This window comes from Microbacterium sp. GCS4 (assembly GCF_001262495.1).
In the GTDB taxonomy this organism is placed as follows: domain Bacteria; phylum Actinomycetota; class Actinomycetes; order Actinomycetales; family Microbacteriaceae; genus Microbacterium.
The window spans coordinates 104121-118926 of sequence record NZ_LGYE01000003.1 but is presented as its reverse complement, the minus strand read 5'-3'; the positions used below and the strand labels follow the sequence as shown (position 1 = coordinate 118926).

General features: G+C 63.7%; 15 protein-coding genes. 6 read left to right on the top strand and 9 right to left on the bottom strand.

Translation table 11 applies throughout. The features are described 5' to 3' along the window. Window positions 1-202 precede the first annotated feature (202 nt). Window positions 203-1705 carry a SulP family inorganic anion transporter gene (locus AKH00_RS12325; RefSeq protein WP_050723059.1) on the top strand — a complete coding sequence of 501 codons (1503 nt, stop codon included), beginning with the start codon at window positions 203-205 and terminating at the stop codon, window positions 1703-1705. Window positions 1706-1867: 162 nt separating this feature from the next. On the opposite strand, the gene AKH00_RS17865 is transcribed toward AKH00_RS12325, so the two are convergent. The 6 genes from AKH00_RS17865 to AKH00_RS12305 all read right to left on the bottom strand — a co-directional run bounded on the left by AKH00_RS17865 (window position 1868) and on the right by AKH00_RS12305 (window position 4770). Continuing rightward, complete coding sequence (locus tag AKH00_RS17865; protein WP_152926185.1) at window positions 1868-2650, bottom strand: hypothetical protein; 783 nt, start codon at window positions 2648-2650, stop codon at window positions 1868-1870. A 24-nt stretch (window positions 2651-2674) separates the two neighbouring features. Beyond that, window positions 2675-2935: a hypothetical protein gene (locus AKH00_RS12320; RefSeq protein ID WP_050723058.1), complete on the bottom strand. Its 261-nt coding sequence runs from the start codon at window positions 2933-2935 to the stop codon at window positions 2675-2677. A gap of 48 nt (window positions 2936-2983) precedes the next feature. After that, the gene (locus tag AKH00_RS12315; RefSeq protein WP_050723057.1) at window positions 2984-3580 is read right to left on the bottom strand and encodes an HAD family hydrolase; all 597 of its coding nucleotides are present in this window, start codon (window positions 3578-3580) and stop codon (window positions 2984-2986) included. A gap of 82 nt (window positions 3581-3662) precedes the next feature. After that, window positions 3663-3815, bottom strand: coding sequence for a hypothetical protein (locus AKH00_RS18000; protein ID WP_161804396.1), 153 nt, complete (start codon window positions 3813-3815; stop codon window positions 3663-3665). A 91-nt stretch (window positions 3816-3906) separates the two neighbouring features. Beyond that, on the bottom strand, window positions 3907-4230 hold the full coding sequence (locus AKH00_RS12310; RefSeq protein WP_050723056.1) for a hypothetical protein: 324 nt from the start codon (window positions 4228-4230) through the stop codon (window positions 3907-3909). A 99-nt stretch (window positions 4231-4329) separates the two neighbouring features. After that, window positions 4330-4770, bottom strand: coding sequence for a hypothetical protein (locus AKH00_RS12305; RefSeq protein WP_050723055.1), 441 nt, complete (start codon window positions 4768-4770; stop codon window positions 4330-4332). Window positions 4771-4937: 167 nt separating this feature from the next. On the opposite strand from AKH00_RS12305, the gene AKH00_RS12300 reads away from it, so the two are divergent. Beyond that, window positions 4938-5408 carry a hemerythrin domain-containing protein gene (locus AKH00_RS12300; protein WP_050723054.1) on the top strand — a complete coding sequence of 157 codons (471 nt, stop codon included), beginning with the start codon at window positions 4938-4940 and terminating at the stop codon, window positions 5406-5408. An 81-nt stretch (window positions 5409-5489) separates the two neighbouring features. Here the strand turns inward: AKH00_RS12300 and AKH00_RS12295 are convergent, their stop codons facing one another. Next, a complete protein-coding gene (locus AKH00_RS12295; RefSeq protein WP_050723053.1) occupies window positions 5490-6392 on the bottom strand; it encodes a restriction endonuclease in 903 nt (300 codons plus the stop codon). Window positions 6393-6490: 98 nt separating this feature from the next. Here AKH00_RS12295 and AKH00_RS12290 point away from each other — a divergent pair, with 98 nt between their 5' ends. Beyond that, entirely contained in the window at window positions 6491-7267 is a 777-nt protein-coding gene (locus AKH00_RS12290; protein WP_082297596.1) for a DUF4839 domain-containing protein, read from the top strand. A 41-nt stretch (window positions 7268-7308) separates the two neighbouring features. Here AKH00_RS12290 and AKH00_RS12285 read toward each other — a convergent pair whose 3' ends face one another. After that, a complete protein-coding gene (locus AKH00_RS12285; RefSeq protein WP_050723051.1) occupies window positions 7309-8238 on the bottom strand; it encodes an NADP-dependent oxidoreductase in 930 nt (309 codons plus the stop codon). 88 nt (window positions 8239-8326) lie between these two features. Here AKH00_RS12285 and AKH00_RS12280 point away from each other — a divergent pair, with 88 nt between their 5' ends. After that, entirely contained in the window at window positions 8327-8827 is a 501-nt protein-coding gene (locus AKH00_RS12280; RefSeq protein WP_050723050.1) for a MarR family winged helix-turn-helix transcriptional regulator, read from the top strand. 89 nt (window positions 8828-8916) lie between these two features. Here the strand turns inward: AKH00_RS12280 and AKH00_RS12275 are convergent, their stop codons facing one another. Continuing rightward, on the bottom strand, window positions 8917-10419 hold the full coding sequence (locus tag AKH00_RS12275; RefSeq protein WP_050723049.1) for a hypothetical protein: 1503 nt from the start codon (window positions 10417-10419) through the stop codon (window positions 8917-8919). A 429-nt stretch (window positions 10420-10848) separates the two neighbouring features. On the opposite strand from AKH00_RS12275, the gene AKH00_RS12270 reads away from it, so the two are divergent. Both AKH00_RS12270 and AKH00_RS12265 read left to right on the top strand, forming a co-directional pair. Further along, a complete protein-coding gene (locus AKH00_RS12270) occupies window positions 10849-12822 on the top strand; it encodes a type I restriction-modification system subunit M (protein WP_050723048.1) in 1974 nt (657 codons plus the stop codon). Continuing rightward, window positions 12819-14684 (top strand): DUF262 domain-containing protein, encoded by a 1866-nt coding sequence (locus AKH00_RS12265; RefSeq protein WP_050723047.1) that lies wholly within the window; start codon window positions 12819-12821, stop codon window positions 14682-14684. The genes AKH00_RS12270 and AKH00_RS12265 overlap by 4 nt, the downstream gene beginning before the upstream one ends. Window positions 14685-14806 lie beyond the last annotated feature (122 nt).

Sequence of the window (14806 nt, the reverse complement as noted above, 5' to 3'; positions counted from 1 at the left end):
TTGAGCGACACTTCGACTCGCTGCGCTCGCTCAGCGCGGGTCTCCACGAGACGAAACGCGGTGACCAACCTCAGCCAGTCACCGCGTTTCGTCTCGTCGCTGCGCTCCTCGCTCAACGACCGAACGGCACGGCGAGTCCCGGCATCCGCTTTACTCTGGACTGTCGGCCCCTTTCGCGTGGCCCTTCTCTGGAGCATCCCTCATGTCTGCACTCACGGTCGATGACCGCGCCCGCTACCGGGCGAAGCCTTCCGTCCTCGATGCGTTGAAGAGTCCGCGGATGCTGACGCGCGAGGTCCTGGCGGGCCTGGTCGTGGGGCTGGCGCTGATCCCCGAGGCGATCGCGTTCTCGGTGATCGCCGGGGTCGATCCGAAGGTGGGGTTGTTCTCGTCGTTCATCATGGCGGTGTCGATCGCGTTCCTCGGCGGCAGGCCGGCCATGGTGACCGCGGCGACCGGAGCCGTGGCGCTCGTGGTCGCGCCCGTCGCGCCGACGTACGGGATGGACTACTTCATCGCGACCGTCATCCTCGCGGGAGTGTTCCAGGTGATCCTCGGGGTGCTCGGCGTCGCGAAGCTCATGCGGTTCATCCCGCGCAGCGTCATGGTCGGGTTCGTGAACGCGTTGGCGATCTTCGTGTTCAGCTCGCAGTTCCCGCAGCTGATCGACGTGCCGTGGCTGGTGTATCCGCTGGTCGCGCTCGGCATCCTCGTGATGATCGTCATGCCGCGGATCACGAAGATCGTGCCCGCACCTCTCGTGTCGGTGATCATCGTGACCGCGGTGGTGCTGACGATGGGAATCGCGGTGCCGACGGTCGGCGATCAGGGCGAGCTGCCGCGGAGTCTGCCGTCGCTGTTCCTGCCCGACATCCCGTGGACGTGGGAGACGTTCGGCATCATCGCGCCGTTCGCGCTCGGGGTCGCGCTCGTCGGGCTCATGGAGTCGCTGCTCACCGCGAAGCTCGTCGACGAGATCACCGACACGCACTCGAACAAGACGCGCGAGTCGTGGGCGCAGGGCGTCGCGAATATGCTCTCGGGGTTCTTCGGCGGCATGGGCGGATGCGCGGTCATCGGCCAGACCATGATCGGCGTCAAGGCGTCAGGCGCGCGGACCCGGATCTCGACGTTCTTCGCCGGGGTGTTCTTGTTTCTCTTGGTCGTCGTGTTCGGCGACTTCGTCGGGACGATCCCGATGGCTGCCCTCGTCGCGGTGATGATCATGGTCGCGATCGGGGCGTTCGACTGGCACTCCGTGAAGCCGTCGACACTCAAGCGGATGCCGAAGAGCGAGACGTTCGTCATGATCGCGACGGTGGTCTTGGTCTTGCTGACGCACAACCTCGCGATCGGGGTCGTCGGTGGGGTGCTGGTCGCGTCGGTGCTGTTCGTGCGGCGCGTGGCGCACTTCGTGTCGGTGTCGCGGACTGTGTCCGCTTCCGGGGATGCCGTCACCTACGTCGTGGACGGGGAGCTGTTCTTCGCGTCGAGCAACGATCTGACGACGTTGTTCTCGTACTCCGACGATCCCTCTCGAGTCGTCGTGGATCTGTCCCGATCGCATGTGTGGGATGCGTCGACCGTCGCCGCGCTGGACGCGATCGAGACGAAGTACGCGGGGATGGGAAAGACCGTAGAGATCGTCGGGATGAACGAGAGCAGTCAGCGGATGCGAGGGCGGTTGACGGGAGGGTTCGAGTAGCGGTCGTCGGTCGTCGGTCGTCGGTAGTCGAGGGAGCTGAACAAGTCGAGCGCGGATGCATCGCCCAGCGCTCGTTGCTCGGTAGTCCCCCTGACCGCGATCGAGGACCCGAGCGACAAACGTTCCGCAAGGCCTGAAGGACTCGAGTCAGCTGTTCACACGCTATGCGCGTCGAGAACGGGCGTCACGCCTCAATCGTTGCAGCCGGTTGGTCGATCCCGTACCTCTCGGAGGGCGGAACTCATTGATTGGCGGGATGATCTTGTATACGTGTCGCTCACGATAGTCCTCGCCCTCTCTTGGCTCGACGACACGCGTCTTGAATTGATCGTGCGAGATTGAGTGCCAATCCGGCAGGTCGCCAAGGACTCGATTCGCCGTTCCCACGCTGCCCGAGAAGTAGGAGTTGGAAGCATCCGATCGAAAGTAGCGGTTAAGGCAGCGAGTCACCCGCGCGATGTTCGCGTAAAGCACTTCGATTCCACTCGCTTGTCGGGGTCGCCTGCCGTGGCTGTAGGCGACCTTGCTTGCCCAGCTCGGACGCAGGGCATCGAGATCTGCTCCTACTCTCTCGATCGTCCAGAGCAGCAGAAAGGCCGAGTGACGAGTACGACTGCCATGGAACTTACTCTCCTTGGCCGTGAGTAGATCACGCGCAGCCGCGACCTCTTCCGACATGAAGTGCGCCACCAAGGCCGCCACTCGTTGATCGCGGCGCGCTACGTAGTCGATCCGCAGGTTTATGGTAGCCACAGCCGCCGCCGCGATTGCACCTAGGCCGGCGGCTACAGCCGCAAGAAGCCCGAAGTCGACTCCGTTCGCGCCTGCACTTACTTCCTGCAGGACAACAGTCCAGCAACCTGAAGCGATCTCTCCCAGATCCGTCTTCGTATCGCCGCAGATGATCGTGGATGACGCGGAGGGGATGGCGGATGAGATGTTCACTTCGCGATTATATGAGCGGCACGCTCAGTCGATGGCCGCCTGGATCTGCCCCGCGAGCTTCTCGATGGCCTTCCTGTTCTTCACGCCGTCCATGAGCGCCGGCGGACGGTTGTGGTGCACGTTCAACGACAGGTGCACGTCGGAGCCGGATGCCGCGGGCACGACGTTCGCGCGTCCGAGGAGCTCCCAGTTGAACATCGTCTTCTTCGTCTGGAAATCGATCTGCGTGCCGTCGGGGCTCTGCCCGAGGACTTTGCTCTTGTTGTCGGCGAGCACGCGCTGCACGGCGGCTGCAGTGGTCGCCGCGTCGGCGGTGGAGGAGCGCTGGACCGACTAAGCGAGAACCCCAGCCCCGCGCAGCGCCACCCGAAGGCCCTCCACCTCGCAGAAGTGGTGCACCGGCATCCCGAGTTCAGCCGCTCCGACGAGCTTGCTCGGGGAATCGTCGGTGAAGAACACCTCGCTCGCCGCGAGCCCGAGAGCGTCGAGCACGTGCTGGAACGCGCGGACGTCGGGCTTCATCCAGCCGATCTCCGCCGAGTTGAAGATCGCCTCGAAGTGCTCGCCGATACCCATGTCGGCGATCTCGGCGGGGATCGTGTCGGTGCCGTTGGTGAGGATCGCCGTGCGGATGCCGGCTGCGCGAAGTTCGCTCACCAGAGCGAGCGTGCCCTCGTCGATGCGTGTCGGCTGACGGGACCACTCCTCCGCCGCTTCCGCGTTGTCGAGCTCGGCGCCGACGTGAGCGACCCAGGCACGGCGCGTGATGCGTCCGGTGGTCACGAGGTCGAGCACGGCCGGGGCGAACGCGACGCGGAAGATCTCGCCCGCATCGAGACCGTGCCGACGCTCGACCTCCGCGGTGTGCGCCGAATCGAAGTGACGGATGACCCCGTCGAGGTCGAACAGCACGGCACGGATCGGGGTCATGACTTCACGATACGGGGCGATGGATGTGGGTGCGGGCGGGCGGGCGGCCTGGTGCTCCGGGTGGCCGCCCGCCCGCATCCGGCTAGCGCTTGGCGCAGTGCTCGCAGAGCCGGTAGCCCCCGGTTCCGAGACGTCGGTTGATCGGCGGGATCTGCTTGCCGCTCACGCAGTCGTCGTACACGTGGTGCACGTCGGGGTCGTCAGGGTTGATCGAGTAGTAGGCCTGATCTGGCATGGTGCTCCTTCGCATCGGCGCGCCGAGTCGTTCGGCGTCTGCCTGTCAGGAGCACCGTTGCGCGGCGCTGATACACCGTGCCGCGGGGCGATCAGCCGAGAGCCGCCTGGATCTGCCCCGCGAGCTTCTCGATGGCCTTCTTGTTCTTCACGCCGTCCATGAGCGCCGGCGGACGGTTGTGGTGCACGTTCAGCGACAGGTGCACATCCGACCCGGATGCCGCGGGCACGACGTTCGCGCGGCCGAGGAGCTCCCAGTTGAACATCGTCTTCTTGGTCTGGAAGTCGATCTGCGTGCCGTCGGGGCTCTGCCCGAGGACTTTGCTCTTATTGTCGGCGAGCACGCGCTGCACGGCGGCTGCGGTCGTGGCGGCATCGGCGTTCGAATGGAAAGTGGTGGTCGCTTCTGCGGACATCGTGATTCCCCCTCAGGTCTCGGTGTGCTTTCACGCTATCGAAGGTGCGGTCGGATGCCGATGGGTCGATCTACCCAGGTAGATCACCCCATACCGGGATCACGCGTCCGGCAGCTCCACGCCCTTCTCGGCGGCGAGCGCGCGGAGGTTTTCGGCGGCATCCGTCTCGATGCAGACCGTCGCGCGAAGTTCTCCGTCTTCATCGCGCAGGAGGTAGTGGCTGGTCGTGTCGGTCAGCCGCGCGCCATCGGCATCCCGGAAGACGAAGCGCACATGCGCAAACGCGAGCCGCGCGGTCACGCGGGTGACGTCGAGCAGCTCGTGGTCGACGGACGCGAGCCCCAGCTGCGTGTACAGCGGATACGAGGCCTGCACGCCGGCGGTCATCTCCTCCCGGGATGCGGCGACGATCGAGGCGATGTCGTCGACGACGAGTCCAGGGGTGGACCAGAGAGCGGCAGCCGCATCTGCATCGAACGCGGTGAGGGAGCCGGCGTAACGCGCGAAGAAGTCATCGATTCGTTCGGCGGTGATGTCCATGGTCCGAGGGTAAGAGGCGTGGGGCGGCGGGCGAAGGGGGTTGCGGACACGAAGGGGCCGACCTGCTACCGTGGCCGCAGCGTCGCGTGTCGATGGCAGTCTGTGCCAGGCATGGAGGCGTGGGACCCGAGGAGGCGACATGACCCCGTCGATCTCTTCGCCCTCCGGTGTCTGAGGGCGAGAAGGCCAGGCTGATCGCCTGGGCCGATGAACTGCGAGCCGTGCACGCGCGGCTGCGAGAGGCGCTGGTGGCGACACAGGATGCTGTCGCGTCCGGGTCATCTGCGGAGGTCGCGTCGCGCGATCTGCTGCTGTTCTGCCACGGATTCTGCACCGCGCTCACCGGGCACCACGAGGGCGAGGACCGGATGCTGTTCCCCGCGCTCGTCGAGGCGCATCCGGAGCTGGGCGACACGATCCGCAAGCTCATGCAGGACCATTCGATGATCTCCCACCTGATCGGCGGGCTGCAGACGGCCGTTTCCTCTGGTTCGACTGCGGGTGATTTGTCGTCGCACCTTGAAGGCATCGGCGCGATCATGGAGAGCCACTTCCGGTATGAGGAGCGGGAGTTGCTTAGAGTGCTGGAAGGGTTGGTGCTCGATGCGGAAGTGGGGCGGGTGCTCGGGCCGTTGTGATGCCAGGGGTGTACGCAGCAAGGAAGTGGGTGCAGAGCAGCGACGAGGGAAGTCCCGGTCCCGCGGCACCGCAGCGCGCGCCTACCTGATCCCGTTGTGCACCAGTGTCTTCGCAAGCCCGTTCATTGCTTCCAAGCCGCCGCGCTCCGCGTCATAGACGAACAGAGCTATCCCGGCAGTGTCGGCGAACTCTCGCGCACCGCGCGCATAACCCGTGCTCGTGAAGAACAACGCGTGTCGACGTCGAGGATCGTTGGCTGCGACTCCAGCGAGTTCCCGCACGGCCGCAACGCCGACTGACGAGGCGTAGTGCTTCACTTGTGCGAAGGAGCGCGTCCCGGTGACGTCGATGCCTCCGTCGCCCGTGTAGCTCGTCAGTTCAGCATCCGCCTCCCCCAGGTGCCGCATCCATTGGGCCACGACCTCCTCGGCGCCTCGAGCATCGACACCGTGTGGTCGAGGCGACGGTGGAAGGAAACCTCTCGACCTCGACGTCTCGACCGTCATCCCGGTTCGCTGTCGACGCACGGCGAGGACGGTGATGGCTCCCTGGAACGCTGCGTCGTAGAGCGCGCGGACTGCCGAGCTGTATGCCTCCTTCGCACGCTTACTAGCGGCCGCGACACCGAACGACAGCGCAAGCGTGATGATGAGAAGCGCCGCTGTGACGAGGATCACGATTTCACGAGGCACCTGATCGATAAGCCCGCGCATCGTGATCAACGCGGGCGTCGATTCGACCGTCGCCCTCGGGAGCATCAGGATCACCGTAGCGATCACCGTGAGCAACGTGATGATGGAGGCGACGATGAGAGCCCCTTGATACGACTCAAGCGCCCTGTCTTCGTCTGAGCGATGCAGCTTGATCTGCGGACCGATGACTCGGCGGATCTGACGTTTCAGAAGTTCGTCGGGGATCCAGACGTCCGGTATATCGCGACCGATCTCCCTGCCGATCTTGTTCGCGGTGTTGACGGACCTCACGCGCTCATCCTGGCAGATCAAGGCTCACATGCCGTCGCAGATCTCGCTTCCGGCTCACGGGGTCATCGCTACGCCCCGACATCCGCCATGATCAGAACATGACTGCGGAACTTCCTCCCGACACCCACGCTGAGACGCCCGTGAAGTACGAAACCATGAATGTTCGTGCGATCCGCGGGCTGGAGGCGCGCACCCGCACGAAGTGGGAAGCGGATGGGTGGGAGTTCGTCTCCCAGGAGCAGGGCACTCTGCGCACGGAACTCACCTTCCGCCGGCCGAAGAGACCCGTGCCCTGGAAGCCGCTCGCCGTGATCGGGGGCGTGCTCGTTGTGGCCGCGATCATCATCGTCGTCAACGTCGCCCTAGCAGCGGGCAGAGATGCCGCCGAGCCCGCAGCGAGCGACGCGCCGAGCGAGGTGGCGGCAGCGGAGCCCGAGCCGACGGATGAGGCTGAGGAGACGCCCGAGCCGTCAGCCGCACCGGAATCAGTCGTGCTGACGGCCGCGAACAACGCGGATCTCGCGGCGCTGCTCACAGGCCCCCAGGACGGCCCAACAGTTGAGGCGTTTGCGTCGAAGTACGCAGGGCAGACGATCGAGTTCGATGGTTCCATCGGGGCGATGAACACTCACGAGGGCTACTCGACGAGGTACGACATCCTCGTACCGGTCGGCGACTATAGCGAAACTCAGTCCTCCGGTGGACCGAACTTCCAGTTCCGCGATGTCAACATCACTAGCGACCTCAACCTCATCGGCGACGTCCCCAACACGATCGGTGTGGGGACCAACCTGCACATCGTCGCGCGCGTTGGTGCGTATGAGCCGAACAGCACGCTGTTCCTCCTCGAGCCGGTGACCACGCAGGTGCGCTGACACGCGCGACGGGGTCCCCTGCCAGCCGATCGCGAATCCGTTCACGGGGTAACGATCACCTTGCCCGCGATCCGCCCCTCCGCAGCCTCGGCGTGCACGGCAGGCAGCTCCTCGAGCGGAACCCGGCGCGTGACCTCGACGGTCAGCACCCCAGCATCCACCAGTCCGACGAGCTCATGCAGCTTCTCCGCGTCGCTCCGCACGAACACGACGACCGAGCGCACACCGCGGTCGGCGTCATCGGGGGCGGGCATCCATGCGGTCGTGCTGACGACGACTCCCCCGTCACGCACGAGGCCGACCAAGGCGGTGAACTCGTCGGGTTCGAGGGGGGCGAGGTTGAGCAACAGGTCGACCTGGTCGGTCACGGCATCCAGCACCGTCGACTGCGTGTGGTCGATGATCTCGTCAGCACCGGCTGCGCGTACAGCATCCGCACTTCGCGGGCTCGCGGTCGCGATGACGTGAGCGCCGGCGCGCTTGGCGAGGGCGATCGCGTACTTGCCGACGACTCCGCCGGCGCCGACGATGAGCACGCGCTGGCCGGCTTCGAGCCCGCCGTCGTCGAACAGCGCCTGGCGGGCTGTGAGGGCGACAGACGGGAGTGCGGCGGCATCCGCCAGCGGAACGCTCGTGGGCGCGGCGACGATCGAGTCGGCGGGAGCGACGACGTACTCGGCGGCGCCTCCGTCGTCGGTCATCGGCAGGAACCCGATCACCTCGTCACCGACCGCGAAGCCCTCGACACCGTCGCCCATGGCGTCGATCGTTCCGGACACGTCGTATCCGGGGACGTGCGGGAGCTTCACCGGGATCGGCAGGAAGCCGGCGCGCATGCCGTTGTCGGCGGCATTGAAAGCGGATGCCGCGACCCGCAGCCGCACCTGACCCGCCGCCGGAGTCGGCTGGTCGATCTGCTCGATGCGGAGAACCTCTGGACCGCCGACCTCGTGGAACCGTACTGCCTTCATGACTTCTTCCCTTTCGCAAGTACTTCGAATTCGAAGTATATGATGACGGTAGCACTGCTACGAATTCGAAGCAACCTATACTGGGATCATGAGTCGTCCCGCGCAGCTGTCCCCGCTCGAGCTCTCGGCGTACTTCGCATTCACCGAGGTCAGCAGCCTTCTTCGGCACGAGGTCGAGAAGCAGCTCCGCGACGTCGGCAAGCTCAGCTACGTGCAGTTCCAGCTGCTCGCGCGGCTCGGCGATGCTTCTGGTGGGTCACTGCGGATGACCGACCTTGCGGACGGGGTCGTCTACAGCCGGAGCGGGTTGACGTATCAGGCGCAGGTGTTGGAGGAGCGGGGGCTCGTGACTCGGGCGCCGTCACCGGAGGATGAGCGCAGCACCATTGTTTCGCTGACTGCCGCGGGACGGAAGGTACTGGCGGAAGTGTTCCCCGGGCACATCGAAGCCGTGAAGACGCATCTGTTCGGGCCACTGAGCGCGACGGATGTAGAGATGCTCGCCCAAGTGATGACGCGAGTCAGCGACAGGCTGCGGGCAGAGTCGCCGCGGAGCGCGGCGCCGCGGAGGCGTTCTCCCGCGGGGTAGGAGGATCGCTGCTCTGGGCCACAGTCCCTTGCTAGATACGCCCCACATCACCTGAAGCACATTCTTGAGGCCCGCGCGTTCGACTCGAGTCAGATGCAAGAATCCTGCGAATCGGCGGCGGGTGCTGCTCCTGTTCCTACCGACCAAGCGAAAGTCGCTTGACTGTTTTCAATGCCTTCCAAAACGACCTCGTACCACTGCTCGTAGTCGTCGACCGCCGATTGCCTGTTTGTCATCACGATGGATTCGCCAACGTGCAGAGACGCTTCGCAAACCTTCTGGTCAGTGGTGACCCGAACATTCGCCCATGAAGAGAAGATGGAGGTCGTGGAGATCCGCATCCCCCAGGACTCGATCTTGATCGATGCAGCCTCTAGCAGAGTGATCGACCCACCGTCCCCTCGCTTCGTAGCCTCCTCGGAAATCAGCGTCGGAGTGGCGGCAGGCGACGGGCGCTCCTCGGGACCCGACGTCGCTGCTGCCGGCCCGGAGGTAGGCGAACTTGCCCGCGGCGTCGGCATGGCGTCCGGTGAGTATGTTTCAGGGGGCGGTTCGGGGCGGAGCTGGAGGAACGCGAATAGCAAGGCAATCAACACCCCCGCAGACGCCAAGGCAGCGAAGACAGTCGTTCTGTTCTTCAATCGGTTCAAAAGCAGTCTGGCCGATGCGCAGAGCGCGACGGCACCGATCGCGAACAACCCGATCAGGATGAGGAACAGCGGATCCCGAAACTGCACCTGGGCAACTGCCACCGCAAGGCTAACGACAATGAACGTCGACACTCCGAGAACTAGCACTGCCGGCCAAATGCGGTGAGCTTCGCCGCTGGCAGGCAAGCGCACCCGACGTGCGTTCTTTCGATCGCTCCGCAACGCACTCGGTCTGATGGAGTCAACCGTTCGGACGGAGTGGGGAGCGGAGGGGCGCAGAGCGAGGCCCAGGTGAATGAACCCCTGGTGCGCGAGCCCGATTAGTCCCACGAGCACCACCACCGCGATCGACCACCCCAAGAACGTTTGAACGGGATCGCTGAAACTTCGCCCGAAAGCGGAGAATGCTGTCACAGCGCCCCCCACAGCCGGGACGGCGAAACTTAGCGCTCGGAACAGCTTTTGGCCCCTGAACAGTGGCACACAAGCAACCGCCACGATCAAAATCGACGCCAGCATCTCGTACCAGTGAAATTGCCCGCCGTAGCTGAACACCTCCGGATCGAAAATACCTACCCAGGGGACGCTCGGCGAACTACTCGGAAAGGCCGGGAGCAAAGACAGCCCCCCAAGAGCGGTACCGATGATGACCGACGTAGCAAGGAACACGATACCGTCGCGGCGCTCAGTAAACTGGGGTAGCGGCACCCCGCCGCCCGAATCTTTGCGCGGGCCAACAAGAAGCACGAGCAAACCCAGACACGCAAGCACCAGGGTAATCGCAACTAGCCCCGTAAAAAACGACGAGAGGAAGCTCACCGCAAAGCCCAGCAAGGCTGCACCAAGCAGCGATCGCAGACCATCAGCGGATAATGACCGCATGGCAGGCGCGTTTCGGCTCGAATCCGACGACTGCTCGGTAGTCGACCCCATGTCCTCCATGGAGCCGATCGTATCGGTACTGGATCCAGGCCAGTGCCGTGGCTCCTCGGCTGCTCTCATCTTGACCTGACTCACGAGACTCGGCATGGTTTCCACTTAGCTGCAAGCCGGCCTCTCGAGGCACGACCCCTACGTCGGCGCGACGGCCACGTGCACCGAATCACGGCGCAAGAATGGGTCGACCAACACCGGTGTGCAGTGCGGCGCGGTCGCTCTAGCGAATGGCGCCCTCTAGTTCGCAGCTACGTCCGCGCTTACCTCGAGCAGCGATGCGCGTCGCGTGTCATTAGCCTCGGCGAGGCCTGAGAAGATGTAGGTGTCCCCGGCGAAGTCCGCGGCACAAGGCGCTTCAATGCGCCGCCCGCCCTCGCCAGGCTGCCACGCACGCGCGTCGCAGATGATGGCCCTGCGCACCCAAGAGGAGACCCGTTGCCGAGCACCCAGATCAACCACGCCCGGATCGTCGCACTCATCTGGGGTATCGCCGACGATGTCCTCCGTGATCTGTACGTCCGGGGCAAGTACCGCGACGTGATCCTGCCGTTCACCGTGCTGCGCCGACTCGACAGCGTACTCGGCCCGACGCGCGACGCGGTGATGGCGATGAAGAAGATGCTCGACGAAGCAGGCATCGCCGATCAGGATGCCCCTCTCAGAGATGCAGCCAAGCAGGACTTCTACAACACGTCCGGGTTCTCGCTACAGGAACTACGGCACACGTCGAACTCGACGCGGCTAAGGCAGAACTTCGAGGCCTACCTCGATGGGTTCTCGCCCAACGTGCAGGACATCATCGACAACTTCGAGTTCCGCAACCAGCTGCCAAGGCTAACTAAGGCCGATGCGCTCGGCGCGTTGATCGAGAAGTTCCTCGCTCCCGACCTTGACCTCTCACCGAGAGGCCTCGACAACCACGGGATGGGCACCGTCTTCGAGGAGCTCGTACGCCGCTTCAACGAGGAGAACAACGAAGAGGCCGGTGAGCACTGGACTCCCCGCGACGCGGTGCGCTTGATGACCCGGCTGATGTTCGAGCCGATCGCTGATGGCATCCCATCGGGGACGTACCGTCTCTACGACGGTGCGATGGGCACCGGCGGCATGCTCACCGTCGCCGAGGAGACGCTGAAGCACCTGACAGAGGCGTCCGGCAAGAGGGTGTCCACCCACCTGTATGGGCAGGAGATCAACGCCGAGACATACGCCATCGCGAAGGCAGACCTGATCTTGAAGGGCGATGGCAAGGCGGCCGACAACATCGTCGGCGGACCGGAGTATTCGACGCTCTCGAACGACGCGTTCGCCGGGCAGGAGTTCGACTTCATGCTCTCGAACCCGCCGTATGGCAAGAGCTGGAAGACCGACCAGGACCGGCTCGGCGGCGCGAAGAAGATCATCGACCCCCGCTTCATCGTCACGCACCACGGCGACAGCGAGTACTCGCTCGTCACTCGCAGTAGCGACGGCCAACTGATGTTCCTAGCGAACCTGATCTCCAAGATGAAGCAGGAGACCGAGCTGGGAACTCGGATCGCCTCCGTCCATAACGGATCCTCGCTATTCACCGGTGACGCGGGGCAGGGCGAGAGCAACATCCGTCGCTGGATCATCGAGAACGACTGGCTCGAGGCGATCGTCGCGCTGCCGCTCAAGATGTTCTACAACACCGGTATTGCGACCTACGTGTGGGTGCTCTCGAATCGCAAGGAGCAGCGCCGAAAAGGCAAGGTTCAGCTCATCGACGCGACCGGCTGGTTCACACCGCTGCGCAAGAACCTTGGGGAGAAGGGCGTCGAAGTCAGCACGACGGACGCCGACAAGGTGCTCGAAGCGTTCATGACATTCGACCAATATGAGGACACCGATCGCTCCAAGGTGTTCGACGATGCCGAGTTCGGCTACCAGAAGATCACCGTCGAACGTCCGCTCCGTATCGTCGGCGTGGATCCGAACCGTGTATACACAGCTAAGGAGATCAAGCAACTCAAGGAGGAGGGAGTGCGCGACGAGACCGCACCAGCGGTGATCAAGAAGGCGCTCCCGTACACGGCGATCGCTGACGCACTGCACGGCCGTTACGAAGCAGTCATCGACGGACGAACCCGCGTGGTCGAGTACGAGCCCGATACCGAACTCCGCGACACCGAACGGGTGCCGTTGACCGAGCCGGCTGGCGACTGCGCCGATGGCGTGGAAGCGTTCTTCCGTCGCGAGGTGTTGCCGTACGCCCCGGGTGCATGGATCGACGAGTCGAAGACGAAGATCGGATACGAGATCTCCTTCACACGTCACTTTTACAAACCCGCGCCGATGCGCACGCTGGCCGAGATCCAGGCCGACATCCGCGCGCTCGAAGCCGAGACGGACGACCTGATCGCCGAGATCGCAGGAGGCGAAGCGTGAGCGAGCGCGCGAACAGCATCGACGGGGTTGCTAAGACGATCGCCGAGATCCTGAAGGACAAGAAGTACTCGATCGACTACTACCAGCGTGAGTACAAGTGGGAGACCAAGCAACTGGCGGAGCTGGTCACAGACCTCACCGCGAAGTTCCTGCAGCTGTACAGCCTGGACCACAAACGCACCGCAGTCGGGGGCTACCCCGGGTACTACCTCGGGTCGATTATCATCTCGCAGAAGGGCAATCAGCCGTTCGTCGTCGATGGTCAACAGCGACTCACCACTCTCACGCTGCTCCTCACATATTTGCGTCGCCTGCAGAGCGATCTCGGTACTCCCGAGGTAAAGATCGACGAGCTGATCTACTCGGAGTCGTACGGCGAGAAGTCGTTCAACCTCGATGTGGTCGATCGCAACGACTGCATGCAGGGTCTGTTCGAGCAGGGTGCGTACGAAGCGCCACCAGAGTCCGTCGAGTCTGTGCACACGCTCGTTGCCCGCTATGGCGAGATCGACGGGCTCTTCCCAGACGAACTCAAGGGTGACGCGCTGCCGTACTTCATCGACTGGCTCAAGGACCGAGTTCAGATCGTCCAGATCACGGCCTACAACGACGACGATGCCTACGCGATCTTCGAGACGATGAACGACCGCGGACTCAAGCTCACACCGGCCGACATGCTCAAGGGCTACCTGCTGGCGAACATCGACGACGGCATGCCGCGCGCAAAGGCCAACGACGTCTGGCGGTCCTGGATGCGCCGACTTGATGATCTCGGAGAGAGCCTCAGCTCGGACTTCTTGAAAACCTGGTTGCGCAGCCAATACTCGACCAAGATCCGTGAGCGCAAGAAGGATGCGAAGCCACAGGACTGGGACCGAATCGGCACTGAGTTCCATCGATGGCTCCGCGGAGACTCGAAGCGAATCGGACTTACATCCTCCGACGCATTCGGCGCCTTCGTCACGCGTGACCTTGACTTCTACGCTCGCCAGTACGAGCGCCTGACCCAGGCCGAGGTGACGTTCGATCCGTCGAGTCCACTGCGGTTCATCCGGTTCAACGCCGACCATCGCTTCACGCTGCAGGATCAGATGCTGCTTGCTCCGCTGCGCATTGACGATGACGCCGCGAGCATCGATACCAAGCTCGAGATTGTCGGGCGCTTCATCGACATCCTTTTGGCATGGCGTATATGGAACTTCCGCGCAACCGATTACTCGACCATGCAGTACGGTATGACGGCGCTCATGTTCCGCATCCGCGGACTCAGCAGCACAGAGCTCGCTCGTGAGTTGCATCGGTACCTTCTGAACGAGAGCGAGACGTTCGAGTCGAACGACGACCTGCTCGTGCACCAGCAAAACCGTGGACAACTACACAAGATCCTCGCTCGCCTAACCGACTACGTCACCACGCAGTCCGGGCAGGCGTCGAACTACGTGGAGCTCACCGGCGGCACCGGAGTCAAGTACGAAGTCGAGCACATCTGGGCAAACCACGCAGAGCGTCACACCGACGAGTTCGCCCACGAAGCCGACTTCGCTCGCCATCGCAACCGCATAGGAGACCTGCTGCTCCTGCCGAAGCAACACAACGGCAGCTACAACGACGACACGTACGAGCAGAAGCGACCTCGGTACTTCTCACAGAACCTGCTGGCGGCATCCCTCGATCCGCAGGCCTATGAGAAGAACCCGGGGTTCATTCGATTGGTACGCAACAGCGGGCTCAAGTTCCGCGCGTATGACACGTTCACCGCAGCCTCGATCACCGAGCGAGGGGATCTGTTCCGAGCCATCGCCAAGCAAGTGTGGGACCCTGACGATCTTCTTCGCGTCGCTGGGATCGTGGGGGCTGAATGATGGCGGGAGGTATATTCGCGTTACCGCGCGTCAACCGATGTCGGGAAGGCTGGTCAGCCCGCTCGTTGCGTTCGATACTCCGTTCTCGGAGTGAGCGAAATCGTCCCGAGCTTCCGTTGCTT

Excerpts from the sequence above, each read along its gene's own strand:
- AKH00_RS12305 (WP_050723055.1), bottom strand. The coding sequence starts at position 4,770 with ATGGACATCACCGCCGAACGAATCGATGACTTCTTCGCGCGTTACGCC.
- AKH00_RS12315 (WP_050723057.1), bottom strand. The coding sequence starts at position 3,580 with ATGACCCCGATCCGTGCCGTGCTGTTCGACCTCGACGGGGTCATCCGT.
- AKH00_RS12280 (WP_050723050.1), top strand. The coding sequence starts at position 8,327 with ATGAGTCGTCCCGCGCAGCTGTCCCCGCTCGAGCTCTCGGCGTACTTC.
- AKH00_RS12325 (WP_050723059.1), top strand. The coding sequence starts at position 203 with ATGTCTGCACTCACGGTCGATGACCGCGCCCGCTACCGGGCGAAGCCT.
- AKH00_RS12310 (WP_050723056.1), bottom strand. The coding sequence starts at position 4,230 with ATGTCCGCAGAAGCGACCACCACTTTCCATTCGAACGCCGATGCCGCC.
- AKH00_RS18000 (WP_161804396.1), bottom strand. The coding sequence starts at position 3,815 with ATGCCAGATCAGGCCTACTACTCGATCAACCCTGACGACCCCGACGTG.
- AKH00_RS12290 (WP_082297596.1), top strand. The coding sequence starts at position 6,491 with ATGACTGCGGAACTTCCTCCCGACACCCACGCTGAGACGCCCGTGAAG.
- AKH00_RS12285 (WP_050723051.1), bottom strand. The coding sequence starts at position 8,238 with ATGAAGGCAGTACGGTTCCACGAGGTCGGCGGTCCAGAGGTTCTCCGC.
- AKH00_RS12275 (WP_050723049.1), bottom strand. The coding sequence starts at position 10,419 with ATGGAGGACATGGGGTCGACTACCGAGCAGTCGTCGGATTCGAGCCGA.